At 43.3% G+C, this 18,533-nt stretch carries 14 protein-coding genes and 2 pseudogenes; 7 read left to right on the plus strand and 9 right to left on the minus strand.

Translation table 11 applies throughout. The annotated features are described in order from the left end of the window. Nucleotides 1–130: pseudogene (locus O9324_RS03550) on the plus strand (IS630 family transposase); the annotation flags it as partial. Here O9324_RS03550 and O9324_RS27425 read toward each other — a convergent pair. The 3 genes and pseudogenes from O9324_RS27425 to O9324_RS03560 all read right to left on the minus strand — a co-directional run. Next, nucleotides 126–191 (minus strand): annotated as a pseudogene (locus O9324_RS27425) (toxin-antitoxin system HicB family antitoxin); the annotation flags it as partial. The pseudogenes O9324_RS03550 and O9324_RS27425 overlap by 5 nt on opposite strands. A gap of 115 nt (nucleotides 192–306) precedes the next feature. Continuing rightward, the gene (locus O9324_RS03555; RefSeq protein ID WP_287627030.1) at nucleotides 307–2,238 is read right to left on the minus strand and encodes a transglycosylase domain-containing protein; all 1,932 of its coding nucleotides are present in this window, start codon (nucleotides 2,236–2,238) and stop codon (nucleotides 307–309) included. A 171-nt stretch (nucleotides 2,239–2,409) separates the two neighbouring features. After that, complete coding sequence (locus O9324_RS03560) at nucleotides 2,410–2,895, minus strand: pentapeptide repeat-containing protein (protein ID WP_288139494.1); 486 nt, start codon at nucleotides 2,893–2,895, stop codon at nucleotides 2,410–2,412. A 214-nt stretch (nucleotides 2,896–3,109) separates the two neighbouring features. Here O9324_RS03560 and O9324_RS03565 point away from each other — a divergent pair, with 214 nt between their 5' ends. Next, nucleotides 3,110–3,874 (plus strand): YebC/PmpR family DNA-binding transcriptional regulator, encoded by a 765-nt coding sequence (locus tag O9324_RS03565; RefSeq protein ID WP_288139495.1) that lies wholly within the window; start codon nucleotides 3,110–3,112, stop codon nucleotides 3,872–3,874. Between the two features lie 256 nt (nucleotides 3,875–4,130). Here O9324_RS03565 and O9324_RS03570 read toward each other — a convergent pair whose 3' ends face one another. Together O9324_RS03570 and O9324_RS03575 are read right to left on the minus strand one after the other, a co-directional pair. Next, complete coding sequence (locus O9324_RS03570; RefSeq protein WP_288139496.1) at nucleotides 4,131–4,742, minus strand: 4Fe-4S single cluster domain-containing protein; 612 nt, start codon at nucleotides 4,740–4,742, stop codon at nucleotides 4,131–4,133. Between the two features lie 80 nt (nucleotides 4,743–4,822). Continuing rightward, nucleotides 4,823–6,004, minus strand: coding sequence for an RtcB family protein (locus O9324_RS03575; RefSeq protein ID WP_288139497.1), 1,182 nt, complete (start codon nucleotides 6,002–6,004; stop codon nucleotides 4,823–4,825). A gap of 368 nt (nucleotides 6,005–6,372) precedes the next feature. Here O9324_RS03575 and dnaK point away from each other — a divergent pair, with 368 nt between their 5' ends. Beyond that, the gene (gene dnaK / locus O9324_RS03580; protein WP_287627034.1) at nucleotides 6,373–8,277 is read left to right on the plus strand and encodes a molecular chaperone DnaK; all 1,905 of its coding nucleotides are present in this window, start codon (nucleotides 6,373–6,375) and stop codon (nucleotides 8,275–8,277) included. Between the two features lie 287 nt (nucleotides 8,278–8,564). Here dnaK and O9324_RS03585 read toward each other — a convergent pair whose 3' ends face one another. Continuing rightward, nucleotides 8,565–9,185: a PEP-CTERM sorting domain-containing protein gene (locus tag O9324_RS03585; protein ID WP_288139498.1), complete on the minus strand. Its 621-nt coding sequence runs from the start codon at nucleotides 9,183–9,185 to the stop codon at nucleotides 8,565–8,567. A gap of 43 nt (nucleotides 9,186–9,228) precedes the next feature. Between O9324_RS03585 and O9324_RS03590 the strand changes: the two genes are divergently transcribed. Both O9324_RS03590 and O9324_RS03595 read left to right on the plus strand, forming a co-directional pair. Then, nucleotides 9,229–9,417 carry a type II toxin-antitoxin system HicA family toxin gene (locus O9324_RS03590; RefSeq protein ID WP_409841774.1) on the plus strand — a complete coding sequence of 63 codons (189 nt, stop codon included), beginning with the start codon at nucleotides 9,229–9,231 and terminating at the stop codon, nucleotides 9,415–9,417. Next, the gene (locus O9324_RS03595; RefSeq protein ID WP_288139499.1) at nucleotides 9,404–9,622 is read left to right on the plus strand and encodes a type II toxin-antitoxin system HicB family antitoxin; all 219 of its coding nucleotides are present in this window, start codon (nucleotides 9,404–9,406) and stop codon (nucleotides 9,620–9,622) included. The genes O9324_RS03590 and O9324_RS03595 overlap by 14 nt, the downstream gene beginning before the upstream one ends. Before the next feature lie 117 nt (nucleotides 9,623–9,739). Here the strand turns inward: O9324_RS03595 and O9324_RS03600 are convergent, their stop codons facing one another. Together O9324_RS03600 and O9324_RS03605 are read right to left on the minus strand one after the other, a co-directional pair. Then, nucleotides 9,740–15,478 carry a cadherin domain-containing protein gene (locus tag O9324_RS03600; protein WP_288139500.1) on the minus strand — a complete coding sequence of 1,913 codons (5,739 nt, stop codon included), beginning with the start codon at nucleotides 15,476–15,478 and terminating at the stop codon, nucleotides 9,740–9,742. A gap of 392 nt (nucleotides 15,479–15,870) precedes the next feature. Beyond that, a complete protein-coding gene (locus O9324_RS03605) occupies nucleotides 15,871–16,359 on the minus strand; it encodes a cadherin repeat domain-containing protein (protein ID WP_288139501.1) in 489 nt (162 codons plus the stop codon). Nucleotides 16,360–16,619: 260 nt separating this feature from the next. On the opposite strand from O9324_RS03605, the gene O9324_RS03610 reads away from it, so the two are divergent. Next, nucleotides 16,620–16,877 carry a hypothetical protein gene (locus O9324_RS03610; protein ID WP_079207292.1) on the plus strand — a complete coding sequence of 86 codons (258 nt, stop codon included), beginning with the start codon at nucleotides 16,620–16,622 and terminating at the stop codon, nucleotides 16,875–16,877. After that, nucleotides 16,862–17,281, plus strand: coding sequence for a type II toxin-antitoxin system VapC family toxin (locus O9324_RS03615; protein ID WP_288139502.1), 420 nt, complete (start codon nucleotides 16,862–16,864; stop codon nucleotides 17,279–17,281). Before O9324_RS03610 ends, O9324_RS03615 begins: the two co-directional genes overlap by 16 nt. A gap of 109 nt (nucleotides 17,282–17,390) precedes the next feature. On the opposite strand, the gene O9324_RS03620 is transcribed toward O9324_RS03615, so the two are convergent. Continuing rightward, the gene (locus tag O9324_RS03620; RefSeq protein WP_288139503.1) at nucleotides 17,391–18,338 is read right to left on the minus strand and encodes a hypothetical protein; all 948 of its coding nucleotides are present in this window, start codon (nucleotides 18,336–18,338) and stop codon (nucleotides 17,391–17,393) included. Between the last annotated feature and the right edge of the window lie 195 nt (nucleotides 18,339–18,533).

The raw sequence follows: 18,533 nt of genomic DNA on the forward strand, positions 1-18,533 counted from the left end.
CTTTTCTGACTTTTCTTCAGCTATTTATGAATGTCTGAATGATGCCCACCTGAAACATAAAAAAGAACTGGATTCCTTGCTCACTCTACGATTTCAGAAGTTTAATAAATCTCAGATTATGAACGTCTAAAGTATAGATCATCTAAACTTTTCTGTAATGAGTCGGGAATTTGAACTTGGATGGTACTCATGGTAACTTACCTATTAATCGTAGGAAACCTGAAGGCTCAAAGCGTGGGTTTCATTTTTAACATAGCCACCTTTACTCGATCGATAAATTACGATCAAACCAATTAGATTAACCATCTACTTAACCGTTGGTTTGCGGAATTTGGAGGGAGAGGGAAAATATTCTACCCGTTCATTTTTCAGAGCTTGTGCCATGAAATCGCGCCAAATGGGAGCGGCAAAACCACCGCCGGTGATACCTTTACCTAAAGTACGATTTCGGTCATCTCCAATCCACACTGCGGTGGCTAATTGGGGAACATAACCGACAAACCAGACATTTTTCTCGTTATCGGTAGTACCAGTTTTTCCCGCTGCCGGACGACCGATTTGGGCCGAAGTAGCTGTTCCCCCCTGAATAACTCCCTGTAGGACAGAATTGAGAGAAGCGGTGGCCCAGGGGTCTAAAACTAGCTTCGGTTTGGGTGTATTATCGAGCATGACGTTACCCCGGCTATCAGTAACACGCATGATAAAGGTAGGCTCGGAATGCCAGCCATTACTGGCAAAAGTAGCGTAGGCCCCCGCCATTTCCAGAGGGGTAACATCCACGGAACCCAAAGGTAAAGAGGTGACGGCAATTAAAGGACTCTCGAAACCTAGCAGACGACAGACTTCAATGACTTTATTTATCCCGACACGACGACCAAGAATAACCGCGGGAATATTCAGAGACTGCATCAGAGCGCTACGCAGGGAAACCGGGCCAGAAAAGCCGCCACCGTAGTTTTTTGGGCTATAGAAGCCGCCGGCCTCGCGAAAACGGACGGGAGCATCATTAACCACGGTTTCGGGGGTAAAACGACCACTAGCGAAGGCAGTATAATAAACGAAAGGTTTAAAAGCTGACCCCGGTTGACGACGGGATTGAATGGCCCGGTTTAATTGACTTTTATTGTAATCAACGCCACCGACGAGCGCCTTGACGAAATGGGTGCGGGGATCCACCGCAACTAGAGAAATTTGTAGGTCTTTGGTGCGAATACCGCGACCACGCAAGCTATTATAGGCCCGTTGAATGGTGGACTCGGCCATATTTTGAAAGTCGAGATCAATTGTGGTTTGAATCCGCATTCCCCCTTTAGTTAGGGTTTCTTTGCCAAATTTTTGCCGCAATTCTGCCACCACTGCATCGGTAACGTAGGGTAATTTACTTTCTTGCCAAGCGGTGGGTTTACCCAGTTTCAGCGGTTCTTTTAAAGCGGCCTCTTCCTGTGCGGGGGTAATCCAACCTAAGCTACGCATCCGACTGAGAACCAGTGCCTGTCTTTCCTTGGCGGTTTTATAATTATTAAAAGGACTATAAACTTCCGGCGCTTGGATTAATCCGGCCATCATCGCCGATTCTGCTAAATTTAACTGGGCAGCGGGTTTATTAAAATAACTTTTAGCGGCGGTTTGGACTCCATAATTATTATGACCCCAATAGATATTATTGAGGTACATTTCCAGAATGTCATTTTTGCTAAAAACCTGTTCTACTCGTATTGCTAGGACTGCTTCGGCTAATTTACGGCTAACGGTGCGCTGATGGGAAAGAAAGATATTTTTGACTAACTGCATGGTAAGGGTAGATGCACCTTCCACCACACCGCCACTTTTCCAGTTAGCGACCACTGCCCGACCGATACTATTAGGATTAATACCATGATGGTGATAAAAATGGCTATCTTCGATCGCCATCACGGCGCGTTTCAGATTGGGAGAAATTTGATCGAGTTCCACCACTTCCCGATTCGCTTCCCCGTGTAAGCTGGTCAGGGGTCTGCCTTTAACATCGTAGATATAACTGGTTTCCGTGGGAACGTAACCGCGTAAAATCCTCACATCGGGTAGATTGCGGTAACTAATCGCTAATCCTACCACAGCCCCCGTCACCACGGCCGTGGATACCATCAACAGGCCGAGAGCGGTTCCCCCTGCGACTCTAGAGACTCCTTGGAAAAAGCTATCCGAGTCACTACTGGGTTTCTGCTCTTTATCTTGATTGCCGAGGGTACTGGTGGACACGATGGTTACAATTTCCTTTTTCCAAGAGGGGACTGATCGATTAAACTGGCTTGAAAGTCTATTGTAAAGGTTTTGTTAAAAAATCGAATACTAGCTTACAGCAATTATGGCCGATCTGGCTCTAGTTTCGATCGGCCATGGCAGGGGGATTAGGAGCAGCATAGTTACATATCAGGGACAAAACAGGGTATCGCGGGTATTTCTGCCAGTTATGGGGTTAGTTCCTGTGGCTATCTCACAAAGATATTTTTCCACATCGGAGCGAATAATTGCATCGGTAAAATCGGCCCCGTCGATAATTGCACCTTTGATTAAAATGTTAGTGGCAAAAGCTCCTTCGAGAACGGCATTGGTAAAGTTGGCTCTGGTTAAACGGGCCGATTCTAAATCCACATTTCTCATATTGGCATCGCTAAAGTCGGCCCCCTCCAAGTTGGCCGAAAAAAAGCGTACTCCTTCCAGATTGGCATGACTGAAGTTACTACCGCGCAGATTAGAGTGATCGAAGGTGGAATCGCGCAAATCCTGCCCCGCAAAGTCATTATCGGTCAAATTGCGGTTATTATAACTTAGTGCTTGGGCCGGGGCCAAGCAGGATAATAATACTAATATACTAGCAACCAAGGTTAGTAGAGTTTTGCGAGAAAATTGCGCCATATTGCCACCTGATCAATCAACCTTTTCTATAATAAGCTGTGCTGGATTTAAACCGCATATCGGGAATTTTAGTACAAATGCTCGAACTGGCCGCCCCCCTATAGTTTCTCAACAGGATTTATTATCATTACCCGGCACTCGTTGACAATTATCCCCGGATTTACCAAGAGCGATCGATCTGCTAGATTTTTGATGTTAGATATCTTAGATAGATATGGCTGGTCATAGTAAATGGGCAAATATTAAACGACAAAAAGCCCGGGTTGATGCCAAAAAAGGGCAAACTTTCACCCAGTTATCCCGGGCCATTATCGTGGCTACCCGTAACGGTGTTCCCGATCCGGCGGGCAATTTTCAGCTACGCACGGCGATCGAAAAAGCCAAGGCGGCCGGTATTCCTAATGACAATATCGAAAGAGCGATCGCTAAAGGGGCAGGAACTTGGGAAAATGACTCAGCTTTTGAGGAAATTCGCTACGAGGGTTATGGTCCCGGGGGTGTGGCGATCCTGATCGAAGCACTGACCGATAATCGCAATCGCACGGCGGCGGATCTGCGGGCAGCTTTTAGCAAAAATGGCGGTAATTTAGGTGAAACGGGCTGTGTGGGCTGGATGTTTGACCATAAGGGGGTAATTCGCCTTGAGGGAACTATTGTTGAGGATCAGCTTTTAGAAGCTTCCCTAGAGGGCCAGGCCCAATCCTACGAGTTTTTTGACAGTGAGGAGGAAGGTCAAGGGGTAGAAGTTTTTACTGAGGTGTCTAACCTGGAGAGATTGAATAAGGTTCTGCAAGCAGCGGGATTTAAGGTCAAAGAAGCAGAATTACGCTGGATTCCCACTAATACCCTAGAAGTGAGCGATCGAGAGCAGGCCCGTTTTTTATTCAAGTTAATCGACACCCTAGAATCCCTCGATGATGTGCAATCGGTAACGGCTAATTTTGATTTAGTCGAGGAATTGATGTTAGGGTATCTGTGATCCTAAATTACTAGGCAGTGATCACTGATCAGATTTGAGTTTTCAGTGAGCGGTATGAAGTGAGAGTAAGTAGTTGGACAATCTTGATTAGGGACTTGCGCTTTGATAATGTACCTTTTGGGCGAACGCAGTTCGCCCCTACATTGTGAACAAAATCCGTTACTGTAGGGGCGCAAAGCTTGCGCCCTCCGATCGATTGGGGTATTATTCCCACGCAAGTCCCTTACTGATCACTGATTACTGATTCTGGGCCTGATCAAGAAATAATCTGTCCCCAAAATCCCGTAAAAATTCGGGTTCCGTCTTTGAGAATATGAATTTCTACTTGATCCGATGCCCAATTAATCTGATCTTCCAGAGCGGGATTGAGGACGTGAATCCGTTGATTGCTAGAAGAAACGGGAGAATCGGGAGAATGAATAGCCAGGGATTCCATATAGGCCCCATCCACCAAAATATCTAACTGGGCCAATAATTCTTGAGAGTAGGGCGGTGCTTGGGTTGAGCGCAATTGTTCGATCGTAAATCCCGTGAAGGACATCACATTTAAGCCTTTTTCCTTAACATATTTAGCTAATTCTGTCAAGGCTTTTGCTTGCCAAAAAGGTTCACCCCCGGAGAAAGTTAGGCCGCTATTGCGGGGATTAGCCAAAATTTTGGCAGCTAGAGACTCAACAGTAATTAATTGATTGATCTCGAAGGACCAGGAAGCTTGATTAAAACAACCCCGACACTCGCGAGAACAACCCTGTACCCAGACCACGGCCCGACAACCGGGACCGTTAACGGCGGATTCATCCACATAGCCCATGATATTGAGATGATGGGCGGGAATTTGTGCTAATTCGGCAGCAATAGTCAGACTCATCGCTTATAACCCTCGATCGATTCCTATCTTTTTCATGCTAGAGAAAAAACGACAAAAATCGATCGCTCTGGCCATGATTTTTAACCTTTGACACACATCACCTGCTTGAGAGTGGCGACAATTTCCACTAGATCCGCCTGTTGATTCATCACCTGTTGGATCGGTTTATAGGCCCCTGGAATCTCATCAATAACGCCCTCATCCTTGCGGCATTCAACCCCTTGGGTTTGGGCGATTAAATCATCAAGAGTAAAGGTTTTTTTAGCCAGATTTCTCGACATCAAGCGCCCGGCCCCGTGGGAACAGGAACAGAAGCTATTATGTTCTCCTTTGCCTTTAACAATATAAGATTGCGCTCCCATGGAACCGGGGATAATACCATAATCGGTTTCTCTAGCGCGGACGGCTCCTTTTCTGGTGACATAAACCTCCTCCCCAAAATGAATTTCTTTTTCGGCATAATTGTGATGACAATTAACTACTAAGAGGGGTTTAGTTGGTTTGCCTCCCGCTAGATGTTTTTCAACAATGCGTTTAAATCTAGCCATCATAATTTCCCGATTATAACGGGCATATTCCTGGGCCCATTGTAGGTCATGCCAGTAGGCGGTAAATTCTTCTGTACCGGCTACAAAGTAGGCCAGATCGAGGTCGGGTAATTTACCTTCTGCTAGTTTGGCTAACTCTTTGGCGGTATTAATATGACATTGGGCTAGTTGATTACCAATACCTCTAGAACCGGAATGGAGCATTAACCAAACTTGATTTTCTGTATCTAAACAAATTTCGATAAAGTGATTACCACCCCCCAGAGAACCCATTTGTTTAAGGGCTTTTTTCTCTAGGTTTTGTACACCTCGATGAATCTGTTTAAATTCTGTCCATTTTGGCCATTTGGTCACTTCCCGATCCACTTCTTTATTTTCAGCAAAACCGACGGGAATATTTTCTTCCACATCGAGGCGAATTTTTTTGAGTTTTCCCTGCAATTGTTCACCAGTGAAAGGCATTTTTAGGGCAGCCATGCCGCAACCGATATCGACTCCGACGGCGGCAGGAATTACGGCATCTTTGGTGGCAATCACCGAACCGACTAAAGCACCTTTACCCAAGTGAACATCGGGCATTAAAGAAATGTGTTTATAAACAAAAGGTAGGGAAGCGACATTTTTGGCCATTTGGGTTTCTTGGGGTCCCAATTCATGGCCCGCCCAAGATAAAATCGGTGTCGGGGTGGAAAGTTCCAGAGTTTCGTAAGTCATAGTTTTTATGAAATAATCAAATAAAAAGCCGATACAACCAAAATAACGCAATTGAGATTCTGCGATAAATTAGATAAATTTAGATAAATTGTTATCGGCGATCGTGTTTTAACACAGAGGATAAGCTGTTGACTATCTAAATTACCCGCTCAGACTGCCCCCTGGGACAATTTTTAACTTTTACCGGAGGTTTACCGACTACTGTAATACTACCAAAAAGGTTCGGATACCTACACTATCGAGAAAGCGGGGTTATTTTGCACTATAGAGATAACGAAGGAACTGATAGGGGTGGGTATCGCCTAAAAACCGAGTACAGTTCCGATTCTAGAAGTCACTATAAGTTGTATCGGAGCAGCACAAAGATTATGGGAAAAGTAGTTGGAATTGACTTAGGGACGACTAACTCCTGCGTTGCGGTTATGGAAGGGGGTAAACCCACCGTTATCGCCAACGCCGAAGGGTTTAGAACTACGCCCTCAGTCGTCGCCTACGCCAAAAGTGGCGATCGCCTAGTAGGACAAATCGCCAAACGTCAAGCGGTAATGAACCCGCAAAATACCTTTTATTCCGTCAAACGCTTCATCGGCCGGAAATTCAACGAAGTTACCAACGAAGCCACAGAAGTATCCTACAAAACTCTCCAGGATGGCAACGGCAACGTTAAATTAGACTGTCCCGCCCAGGGCAAACAATTCGCCCCCGAAGAAATTTCCGCCCAGGTACTGCGGAAACTGGTGGAAGATGCCAGTAAATACCTCGGCGAAACCGTTACCCAAGCAGTCATCACCGTACCCGCTTATTTTAACGACTCCCAACGTCAAGCCACCAAAGATGCCGGGAGAATTGCTGGGGTTGAAGTTCTCCGCATTATCAACGAACCCACCGCCGCCTCTCTTGCCTACGGATTAGACAAAAAAGCTAACGAAACCATTCTTGTTTTTGACTTGGGTGGGGGAACCTTTGACGTATCGGTTCTAGAAGTGGGTGATGGTGTCTTTGAAGTTCTCGCTACCTCTGGAGATACTCATCTCGGTGGTGATGACTTCGATAAAAAAATCGTAGATTATCTAGCTGGAGAATTCAAAAAAGTTGAAGGAATAGATCTCCGTCAAGATAAACAAGCCCTGCAACGTCTCACGGAAGCGGCAGAAAAAGCCAAAATTGAGCTTTCTAGCGTTACCCAAGCAGAAATTAACCTGCCCTTCATCACCGCTACCGCCGAAGGACCAAAACACCTAGATACCACTTTAACTAGAGCTAAATTTGAGGAAATTTGCGCCGGTTTGATTGATCGCTGTCGGATTCCCGTCGAAAATGCCATCCGCGATGCCAAAATCGATAAATCTGCCCTCGATGAAGTGGTTCTCGTCGGTGGTTCAACCCGGATTCCCGCCGTTCAGGAATTAGTTAAAAAAGTTCTGGGCAAAGATCCTAACCAAAGCGTTAACCCCGATGAAGTGGTAGCCGTAGGCGCCGCTATTCAAGGTGGTGTTCTCGCCGGTGAAGTCAAAGATATTCTTCTGCTTGATGTTTCGCCCCTGTCTTTGGGTGTGGAAACCCTCGGCGGTGTGATGACGCGGATTATTACCCGCAACACCACTATCCCCACCAAAAAATCGGAAGTTTTCTCCACGGCAGTGGATGGACAAACTAACGTGGAAATCCACGTCCTGCAAGGGGAACGGGAAATGGCCAAAGATAACAAGAGTTTGGGAACTTTCCGACTCGATGGCATCCCTCCCGCTCCTCGTGGTGTGCCTCAAATCGAAGTGGTTTTCGACATCGATGCTAACGGTATTCTCAATGTCACCGCTAAGGATAAAGGTACAGGAAAAGAACAATCGATCAGCATCACCGGTGCTTCTACCTTGCCCCAAAATGAAGTGGAACGCATGGTAAATGAGGCAGAATCGAACGCCTCGGTGGATAAGGAACGTCGCGAACGCATTGAACGCAAAAATCAAGCTGATTCCCTGGTTTATCAAGCTGAGAAGCAGTTGGAAGAGTTAGGCGATAAGGTTCCTCCATCTGAGAAAAATAAAGCCCAAGGGTTGATTAAAGACCTGAAAGAAGCGATCGCTCAAGACGATGATGATAAGATCAAAACCATCCTACCGGAATTACAACAAGCCCTCTACGCGATCGGTAGCAGTATGTATCAGCAAGCGCCCCCTAGCAATCCCCCCGGTGGCAATGATAACAATGGCCCCTCTGGTGGTGCTGGTGGTGGCGATGATGTCATCGACGCGGAATTCTCCGACGCTAAATAAAAATTAAGTTCTTAGCTTCGGGAAGGACACAAGGTAACTTGTGTCCTTTTTTTGTTGCAGCTTTCTTAAAGATAAGGCTGTCACCGAAAATGGCTCTTCTGAGTTTGGTATGCTTCTCGGCGGTTTATCGGGAGCTTAAGGGATTGAAACACCTTTCTAAATTGAATTAATCCCTTGCCGGATAAGGTTTCCAGCTAAGTGTAACATCGATTTGCATAATGAACCAAGTTGACTAAACTATACACGGGGATGTAAACTCGATCGCTTACATCCCCGAAAAATATCAATTAACCATCATTACTATTGTCTTGATTGCGCTTTTTAGACAGCAATACACCTAACCCTAATATTACCATTGCCAAAATTGTAGAAGGTTCGGGAATAGCTATCGATGAACCCACTTGAACTATTTTTATAAACTGACTTTGATTACCAGAATAACTGGCAACACTGCCATCGCTAAAACCAGTTTGAGATAAATCAATATTAAGTACCAGACTAGAATTACCATTGCCGATTACTTGAAAGTGCAATAAACTAAAAGTATCCAATTGATTAATTCCCAGAGGTGAACCAATGCCCGCTAAGGTGAAAGAACCGCCGCCTAAGTTAGTAATTGAACCATTGGTATTGTCTAAGATTCCCGTGCGTCCAACGGGGAAACTAGAGGTAACAAGAGTACTATTGATATCTAAGGGATTGAAAGGATTGTCGATGTTTTGAATTGAGCGAGGATCGAAGGATAAATTAATGGCACTGCTAGTGATACCGACCGGATTAATATCACTATTTTCCATTAAAATTTCTACAAAAAATCTATCCCCTAAACGGAGAGGACTATTAATAATAGTTCCAGGTAGGCCACTATTATCAGTTTTGAGGTTGAATTGAGTAGTCAGACTAGACATAATGTAGTTCTCCTGAGTTAAAAAAGTTAGCGAGTTAAAACAAATGCTACGCAAAGCAGGATTTATTCAAAAACCTGGCAAGGGAAGTCACACTAACTGGGTACATCATCTGTACTCTGGTAAAGTTACTGTTTCTGGAAAAGACAGTGCCGATGCCAAGCTGTATCAAGAAAAAGAAGTAAAGCAGGCAATTAAAGAAGTTAAGAGGAATCAAGAAAATGGCACAAATTAAATATCCCATGGTGATTCAATGGTCTGATGAAGACAATTGTTTTTTGGTTGCATTGCCTGATTTTCCAAGACAATATTGGCGTACTCATGGAGATACTTATGAGGAAGCTGTCGCTAAGGGAAAAGAGGCAATAGAATCGCTAATGATTGCTTATCAAGCAGATAATGAACCCTTACCTGAACCTTTATTTTGTAGGATGGGTTAGGAAGTGCGCTAACCCATCAAAACCTATTGTAATTAACCGGAATGGTTGGGTTTCCTTGGGTCAACCCAACCTACGAAGATGGGGTTTTCTTGGGTCAACCCAACCTACAGAGTTAATCTAAACAACTAACCCAAATTCGGAATTGAAGGGAACTAATTCGGCAAGATTAATTCTTCCATCTCCGGTAATATCAGCAGTAGGATCATAGTTAGTTTGTCCACTAATACTACCAAATAACCCCGGACGTTGTAAGGTGTTTAAGTCGGTTAAATTCACCCGTCCATCGTAGGAAATATCACTGTTAAAGGTTGATTTCCCTGTTAGTTGAATGTTCAAAGCGGAATTGTTTTGAGCATTACTGTTGATGACTAAACCGTTAGCCAAATTGAAGTTTTCTCGCGCTGCTTTGGGTGTATATGCTAAAGCAATACGTCGAGTTTGTCCGGGGTTTAGCAGTATGTCTCCATTGGCAAAATTGGCATCTGTGGTGACATTTTGTGCATTAATAGTAATACCAGCAATAGCGAGTACATCGTTAGTTCCCGATGCGGTATTAGTAATGTCAATGAATTGGGTTTTGTCAGCAAAGTTGGGACGGACAAACAGGCTATCGGTTGCACCTTGTCGGTATTGGGAGAGTTTTGTCCCGAAGGTAACAGCAGTTTTATCTACTACTATTGTACCTTCATTAACGTTGGTAATATTAACGTTAAATGTCTTTTCTGTAGAGAGTTTATAACCGTCGGTTGCTTTGACTCCTAATTGATAGGATATTACTCCACTTTCATAGTCGATGGTATTAGAACCTGCTTGCGTGAGGGTAATTTCTCCGGTGGTTGCATTGATAGCAAAAAGGTTATTTCCTGAGCCATCTTTAGGAGAGGTACTGAGGCTAAAGGTGGGAGTTTGTCCGTAAGCGTCGTCAGTTGCTTCGACTAAGTTACCGGCTACTACTACTGTACCTGCTGCGCTTCTTTCGGCGAGGTTGACGTTGTTAATAGTACCGACGATGGGAGCATCATTGATGATGATATTACGGGTTAAGCTTAAAGTACCATTAGGATCAGCAAATGTGCCATCAGCGAAACCAATTTGAGAAGGATCAAAGGTGACGGTTAGGTTGGAGTTGTCCCGTGTACCGACTACATTAAAGCGTAGCAGACTAAAGCGATTTAATTGATTAACCCCAATAGCTGTACCTTGACTTGCTTCGGGGACTGCACCCCCACTTAAGTTATCAATGAGTCCGTTAGTATTATCTAATGTACCGCCTCGGAATAGGGGGAAACTAGAGGTAATTAAAGGACTATTAACATTGCCAATATCAGCAAAGTTATTGATATTTTGAGCAACATCGGCGGCGAAGCCAAAATCAAGTAAATTAGTGATTAAACCGGCTGCATTGGTACGAATATCACCGACGAGAATTTCCGCAAAGAAGCTATTACCGAGAATAGGATTGTTCCCTGTAATTTCATTACCAACTGTCCCGTTATTATCCTCATACAGTTTCAGTTGGAAGCTGAGAGGATTAACATTATTTAGGTTAATGGTAGCGATACCCGTATCGGTTAAAGCGCCGTCACTGGCTTGAATTGTCAGGTTAAAGGGGTTAGTTTGTGCGCTGACATCATTAGTATCGGTAACGGTGATAACGCCAGTGTTACTAATAGCAAAGGCTTTGATAGTGTCGCCATCAGTATCGGGATTTCCGGCGGTGATACTGTAGGTTAAGGGGTTATTGTCGGGGTCAGTGGCGTTAATTGTCCCGACGACTGTACCGTTAGGACTGGTTTTAGAAATGCTAAACACAGCATCATTAACCACTGGGGGACGGTTGACAGGACTGGTTAGGTTAACAACAATTGCACCGTTTCCTGTGGCGTTACCATCATTCGCAGTGACGGTTAAATTAAAGCTGTTATTTGTGCCAAAATCACCGGGGTCGGTAACGGTAATTACCCCTGAGTTGTTGATGGCAAAAGGACGAGTTCCGTCGTTATCTGTGTCGGTATTACCATTAGTAATACTAAATGTCAAGGGATTGTTTTCCGGGTCGCTGGCGGTGACAGTCCCAACGGTTGCACCGACTGTACTATTGTTAACAATAGAAAAGGTGGCATTATTAACGGTAGGCGGACTATTTAAGTTAATAACCGCATTACCGGTTCCGGTGGCGCTACCATCATTAGCAGCAATGGTCAGATTAAAGCTTGTATTTGTGCCAAAATCACCGGGGTCAGTAACAGTAATTACTCCGGCGTTACTGATGGCAAAAGGACGAGTGCCGTCGTTATCTGTGTCGGTATTACCATTAGTAATAGTGACGGTAAAAGGGTTATTTTCTGGGTCACTAATGGGGACTGTACCAACAGTAGCACCCACCGCACTACTTTTAGCAATGGTAAAGGTTCTATTGGTGACAACAGGAGGTTGATTAACAGGAGGTGTAAATTCAAAAGCACCTATATCAACTGTTGTACCGTTAACGCGAGGATTATTCCCTAAGTCTTGGGAGAGGGGTTCGGTAGTGTTTCCGTCTTTGTCTAAGTCTCGACTGTCTGCGGGGAGGAAAGTATTGCTACCTGCATCTATCGCAGGGGAACCGCTTTTTAAGCGCAAGTCATCGAAGTTGGGATCGACAAATATTGCAGTTGCAAGGGTTAAAGGATCAACGGTGACGTTTCCTGTTCCCGTATATCCTCCCTGTACGATACTATTAGTGATGGTAGCACTCCCTGAAATAGCTGTTCCCCCATGTCCCCAAATGATGCTATTACGCAGAGTAGGGGTAGTTCCCTCATTCCGAATAGCACTACCAGCACTAGAAGCATTACCATAAAAGCTGGTATTAACTAAGGTATTAGCACCACCTCCATTAGTAAAAATTGCTCCTCCTTGACCGGTTGCATTATTACGGCTGAAAGTAACATTAGTTTGGGTAGAACTGCTATTTGTAGAATAAATTGCGCCACCACCACTACTAGCAGTATTTTGACTGAAGCTAACATTAGTCAGATTGGAATTACTGAGAGCATTAGAAGCACCGTTGTTGTAAATTGCCCCACCACCACTAGCACTATTTTGTTGAAAACTATTCTGAATTAGATTAATAGTACTACCCGTACCCGCAGTATTATTGCCAATAAGAAAAGTATTAAAGATAGCACCACCACTACCATTGTTAGCACTATTCAAATTAAAGTTGGCATTAGTTAGAGTAGTATTGCTGCTATATATGTTGTAAATTGCACCACCGCTACCATTAACGCTACTGTTGTTAGTGAAGGTAATATCAGTTAAAGTTGGGCTACTGAAGTAATTATAAATAGCACCACCATCGCTATTTGCACTGTTCTGACTAAATGTGGTGCTATTGATAGTAGGACTGCTACTTGTGTTGTAAATAGCCCCCCCTTGATCACTTCCACTTCCACCTGATGCTGGATCAGTAGTCGTATTCCCAGTAAAGGTTATATTGGTCATTCTGGGATTACTACTGGCGTTAACGATTGCCCCACCTACATTACTAGCACTATTGTTAGTAAAAGTAACTCGTGTTAGATGAAAATTAGTCCCCCCTGCTGTATAGCTACTGGTGTTATAAATAGCACCGCCAAAAGTACCACTATTACTCCCAAAAGTTACATCAGTTAGAATAGGACTGCTACTGGTATTGTAAATTGCACCTCCATTAATAGAACTATTTTGTTGAAAGCTAACTTGATTGAGGGTAGGATTACTGCTACTAGCATTGTAAATCGCTCCACCACGACCGCCAGATGCAGTTGTTCGGTTATTAGTAAAGGTGACATTATTAAGGGTAGGATTGCTACTGGTATTGAAAATTGCACCACCGTCATTTGTGGCTGTATTGTTGGTAAAAGTAGCAGTATTGAGAGTGTGATTACTACTACTTGCGTTATATATAGCACCACCTTGACTACCAGCATTATTGCTAGTAAAGGTCGCATTTGTCAGAGTAGTATTACTATTATTGTTGTAAATCGCACCACCTTGACTACTGGCATTATTGCTAGTAAAGGTCGCATTTGTCAGGGTAGCATTACTACCTCCGGTGTCATAAATACCGCCACCATTAGCAGCACCATTATTACGAAAAGTAACATTAGTTAAGCTACGATTACTTGTTGCACCTGTGTTAAATAATCCTCCACCATTACCGGAAGCATTATTATTATCAAAAATCAGGTTACTCAGAATCGGAGTACCATCATTGATAAAAACACCACCGCCATTATTTTGATCCGTTCCCGTACCATTGGCATTACCTGCTGCAATGGTAAACCCATCTAACACCGTTGTATTATTGGTAAAACTCGCAGTAACAACGTGATAAACATTATCCTGTGCATTCGTTGTTCCTCCAATATCGCCACTTAAAGTAGTGACATTATTGGTAATATTTCGCTGCTCTAAAGTCGTTTCAGTTCCAGCAAAACCCCCATAAACCTTAACTTGGTTTTTCAGGGTAAAAGTTGCTGTTCTGTCAGTGGTTGTTGTCGGTTTATAAGTACCCGCAGCAACCCAAATTTCATCCCCTAATAAGGGTGCAGCATTTAACGCCGCTTGTAAATCAGTAAACGCATTCGTCCAAGAAGTACCACTATTACCCCCCGTCGCTGCCGCGTTCACATAAATAATCCGCTTAGTCGCTGTTGGTGGGGTAGTTGCACCCTCAAACGCGCCAATATCCACACTAGAACCAGCAATACGGGGATTACGCGCTAAATCTAAAGGTGTAGCTTCTGTAGTATTGCCATCTGAGTCAATATCTTGACGATCCGTTGGTAATGAGGCAGAATTACCAGCATCGATCGCAGGAGAACCTGCTAATAGGCGTAAATCATCCCCACTCGCATTAACAAATTTGGGATCAACATCCGTACCATTAAAGACACCGCCCTTAATGATGCTATTGTTCGTATTAATTGTACCGCCACTGTTAAAAATTTCCGGTCCTGTACCACGTCGATCTTGGTTTCCGTAGATAATACTATTACTTAAACCAACGGTACTAGAATTATTAGAAATTGCGCCTCCTCGCGCCGCCACATTCCCACTAAAATCAGTATTAGTGAAATTAGGAAGACTTGATATATTGTAAACTGCACCCCCATCGGCTGTAGTCGCTGTATTTCGGGTAAAAACAGCGTTAGTTATCGTAGGACTACTGCTACTAGCATTGTAAAGCGCACCACCGTTATTAACCGCCGTATTCAGTCGAAAAGTGGCATTAGTAATGAAGGGACTACTCAAACGATTATAAATCGCCGCCCCATCCGTAGCAGTATTAAATTCAAACCGCACATCCGACAGAAAAGGATTGCTACCCTGTTCGTTGTATAATCCACCTCCAGAAGTAGCATTGTTATCAATAAAAACTGTATTTCTGACGGTAGGACTGCCATTATTGACGTACATTCCGCCACCAGTACCCTGATTTCCCGTCGTACCGTTAGCATTCCCCTTCGTAATCGTAAAACCGTCGAGAATTGCCGTGTTATTGGTGCTACTTCCTGTCACAACATGATAGACATTATCGGCAATCCCCGCTACACCAATTTCACCGCTTAAAATCGTGACATTTGTGGTAATATTTCGCTGATCTCGGGCAGTTTCCGTCCCTGCGAATCCCCCATAAATCCCGACATTATTTTTTAGGGTAAAACTCGCGGTTCTGTCAGTTCCCGTCGTGGGTTTATACGTCCCCGCAGACACCCAAATTTCATCAGTAGATTGTGCTGCTGTAATAGCACTTGCTAAACTGCCATAAGCATTATTCCAAGCGGAACCATTACCAGTAGAACCGGATTTAACGTAGATGATAGCCATGATATACCTCGTGTGAAAAAGATATTACAGAGTCAATAGGGAATCCACCCGAAACTTAGTTCGAGTTAGATAAAGTTGATAAGTAAGCGAATAGTGGAGAAAACTGTCTCTAGAGACAGCAAAACCATTAATCAAGCTTGGATGTCAGAAAATTTAGCACTGGTTAGGGATAATGCTTAGATTGTAGAGGCGAATAATCATAAGTCCCGTTTATTTTTTTTTTTTTCATTCATCAGCAGAGCTTATTAAATAAACCATGCAGAGAGAAACTATCTGGTATAATGGCACTCCTGCAAGGATTTACCTAGGGATAAGCCGATTTATGTTGCTAAGGTTATATTTTGATAAACTTTTGTCAAGTTAGCCAGCAAATTAAGTTATTTTGTGATCAGTTAGGTTAGGGAGATGACTACAGCCTTGTCATCGGAGTCAGCCATGGCAATTTGGCCGTTATTGTTGATGGTAAAGACGGAGATACCGTCGCCATCGAGGTTAGGATTACCTGCGGTGATATTGTAGGTTAAGGGGTTATTATCGGCATCAGTGGCGTTAATTGTCCCGACGACTGTACCGTTAGGACTGGTTTTAGAAATGCTGAAAATAGCATCATTAACCACTGGGGGACGGTTAACAGGATTGGTTAGGTTAACAACAATTGCACCGTTTCCTGTGGCGTTACCATCATTCGCGGTGACGGTTAGATTAAAGCTGTTATTTGTGCCAAAATCGCCGGGGTCAGTAACGGTAATTACCCCTGAGTTACTGATGGCAAAAGGACGAGTTCCGTCATTATCTGTGTCGGTATTACCATTAGTAATAGTGACGGTAAAAGGGTTATTTTCTGGGTCACTAATGGGGACTGTACCAACGGTAGCACCCACCGCACTACTTTTAGCAATGGTAAAGGTTTTATTGGTGACAACAGGAGGTTGATTGACGGGAGTTGTAAATTCAAAGGCACCGATATCAACTGTAGTACCGTTAATGCGAGGGTTGCGGACGATATCAAAGGGTATTGTTTCGGTGATGTTGCTATCGCCATCTAAGTCGCGGGTATCAGCAGGGAGGGAGGCGTTACTACCTGCGTTGCTGGTAGGTTATACTAGGAGTCAAATACCTTAAATTGCTTAGTTGTTGAAAAATGACACAATCTTCTTTATATATCAGCACTCAAGTTTTACCCGGTAATAAAATAGAAATTCAAACCCCTGAACTCGCTGTTGGTGAAATGGTTGAGGTTTTTATTGTTCCTTCAACTTCTGAAAATGATCAAGATAAAAATGAATCTGACCCGCTAATTGGTTTGTTCAGAGGTTCTCCAGATTTAGCAACTCAATCTGAAGAAATTTTACAACAGGAGATTAAAGAAAATTCAGGATGGACATGGAAAGAAAAATAACAATAAGTGCTACAGGGTTTGTAGTTGCTTTGCTAAATCAATCAGATATAAAACATAGTGATGTCGTAGCTATTTATCAGAACTATCAGCAAATATTATTACCCCAAACAGTTTTAGCAGAAGTCGCTTATTTAGTAGGTCGTAGTGCAGGTGTTAGCACTGTTGCGGCTTTTTTAAAAGGATTATCTGCAAGTCGGTTTCATTTAATTCCTTTAAGTGAAACTGATGTAATTCGAGTATCTGAGATTTTAGAAGAATACAAAGATAGTCGTATTGATTTTGTTGATGCAACTGTAATGGCGATCGCTGAAAGGCTCAAAATTACGCTTATATTAACATTAGATCAGCGAGATTTTAGATTATTTAGACCTAAACATTGTCAAAGTCTTGAGATTCTGCCATAAGGTCTTTACTATAGTTTTTGATAACAAAGAGACGCAAACTCCGTCGCTTACGTCCCCAATTCATCCTCAATCAAAGTTTACCGATTGGATAACCGAGAAATAACCCGTTTTAAGCTATATCCCCCCCAAGGAGAAGTAAACCAATCACGTTACCGCCTTCGGGGACAGACTGCGGTGGTGGGGGAGGGTTAGCTGGGGAAAATTGGAACTGTACTTCACCATTATAATAATTATAGTAAGCTATTGGTGTGGTATAGCGATCATCGCCCGAAAAACCTTTGGAGCAGTTATAACTTATAGGTGTACCTTTACATAAATATTTTGCTTGTTGCCAAAGATAATACTTTTGATTAGTAGAATCAAAAAATAAATTCCAATTAAAAAGAATGTATCTTTCACTATTCAGAGAGGTAAAAACAATTCCGTTATAGGTTAGCGGTAGTAAATTATCATAATATTTGAGGTAATAATTTTTATTAATGCTTGGAGTTCCCATCTCAGGAATCAAGCCAGGTGGAGGCACTTGAAACATACTATCTCCCCACGCATCTATCCCTGTAATCCCCGTAACAAGACATTGACTTGTAAAATTGTTACAATCGTTAGTTGTAAAAGTTCCCGCAGAAAATCTGTTACCAATTCCAATTGTAAAATTCCATAACTGGGAAGCCGAAGCAGGATTAGAATTAACAAGAAGCATTCCAGCAGTTGCAAGGGTAACTCCAGAAATCAAGCCTAAAACGTTACTGATTTTCTTACACAGTTTCATCAATTTATTGAAAACCGCGCCACCACTACCTCGGTTAGCATAATTTCGACTAAAAACCGAATCAACAGCAGTTTCTGTTCCGGCAAATCCCCCATAAATCCCGACATTATTTTTTAGGGTGAAGGTTGCATTCCTGTCTGTTCCTGTAGTGGGTTTATAAGTACCCGCAGACACCCAAATCTCATCGCCAGCTTGTGCCGCAGTTAGCGCACTTGTTAAACTGCCATAAGCATTATTCCAAGCTGAACCATTACCAGTCGCACCAGACTTAACGTAGATGATGGCCATGATATACCTCGTGTGAAAAAGATGGTACAGAGTCAATAGGGAATCCACCCGAAACTTAGTTCGAGTTAGATAAAGTTGATAAGTAAGCGAATAGTCGAGAAAACTGCCTCTAAAGACACCAAAACTATTAATCAAGCTTGGATGTCAGAAAATTTAGCACTGGTTAGGGATAATGCTTAGATTGTAGAGGCGAAT

The organism is Microcystis sp. LE19-84.1B (assembly GCF_027531875.1).
Classification (GTDB): Bacteria; Cyanobacteriota; Cyanobacteriia; order Cyanobacteriales; family Microcystaceae; genus Microcystis; species Microcystis panniformis.

Coding starts and splice junctions, on each gene's coding strand:
- O9324_RS03590 (WP_409841774.1), top strand. CDS start 9,229: ATGCTACGCAAAGCAGGATTTATTCAAAAACCTGGCAAGGGAAGTCAC.
- O9324_RS03570 (WP_288139496.1), bottom strand. CDS start 4,742: ATGAGTCTGACTATTGCTGCCGAATTAGCACAAATTCCCGCCCATCAT.
- O9324_RS03615 (WP_288139502.1), top strand. CDS start 16,862: ATGGAAAGAAAAATAACAATAAGTGCTACAGGGTTTGTAGTTGCTTTG.
- O9324_RS03610 (WP_079207292.1), top strand. CDS start 16,620: ATGACACAATCTTCTTTATATATCAGCACTCAAGTTTTACCCGGTAAT.
- O9324_RS03560 (WP_288139494.1), bottom strand. CDS start 2,895: ATGGCGCAATTTTCTCGCAAAACTCTACTAACCTTGGTTGCTAGTATA.
- dnaK (WP_287627034.1), top strand. CDS start 6,373: ATGGGAAAAGTAGTTGGAATTGACTTAGGGACGACTAACTCCTGCGTT.
- O9324_RS03575 (WP_288139497.1), bottom strand. CDS start 6,004: ATGACTTACGAAACTCTGGAACTTTCCACCCCGACACCGATTTTATCT.
- O9324_RS03565 (WP_288139495.1), top strand. CDS start 3,110: ATGGCTGGTCATAGTAAATGGGCAAATATTAAACGACAAAAAGCCCGG.
- O9324_RS03585 (WP_288139498.1), bottom strand. CDS start 9,185: ATGTCTAGTCTGACTACTCAATTCAACCTCAAAACTGATAATAGTGGC.
- O9324_RS03595 (WP_288139499.1), top strand. CDS start 9,404: ATGGCACAAATTAAATATCCCATGGTGATTCAATGGTCTGATGAAGAC.
- O9324_RS03620 (WP_288139503.1), bottom strand. CDS start 18,338: ATGGCCATCATCTACGTTAAGTCTGGTGCGACTGGTAATGGTTCAGCT.
- O9324_RS03600 (WP_288139500.1), bottom strand. CDS start 15,478: ATGGCTATCATCTACGTTAAATCCGGTTCTACTGGTAATGGTTCCGCT.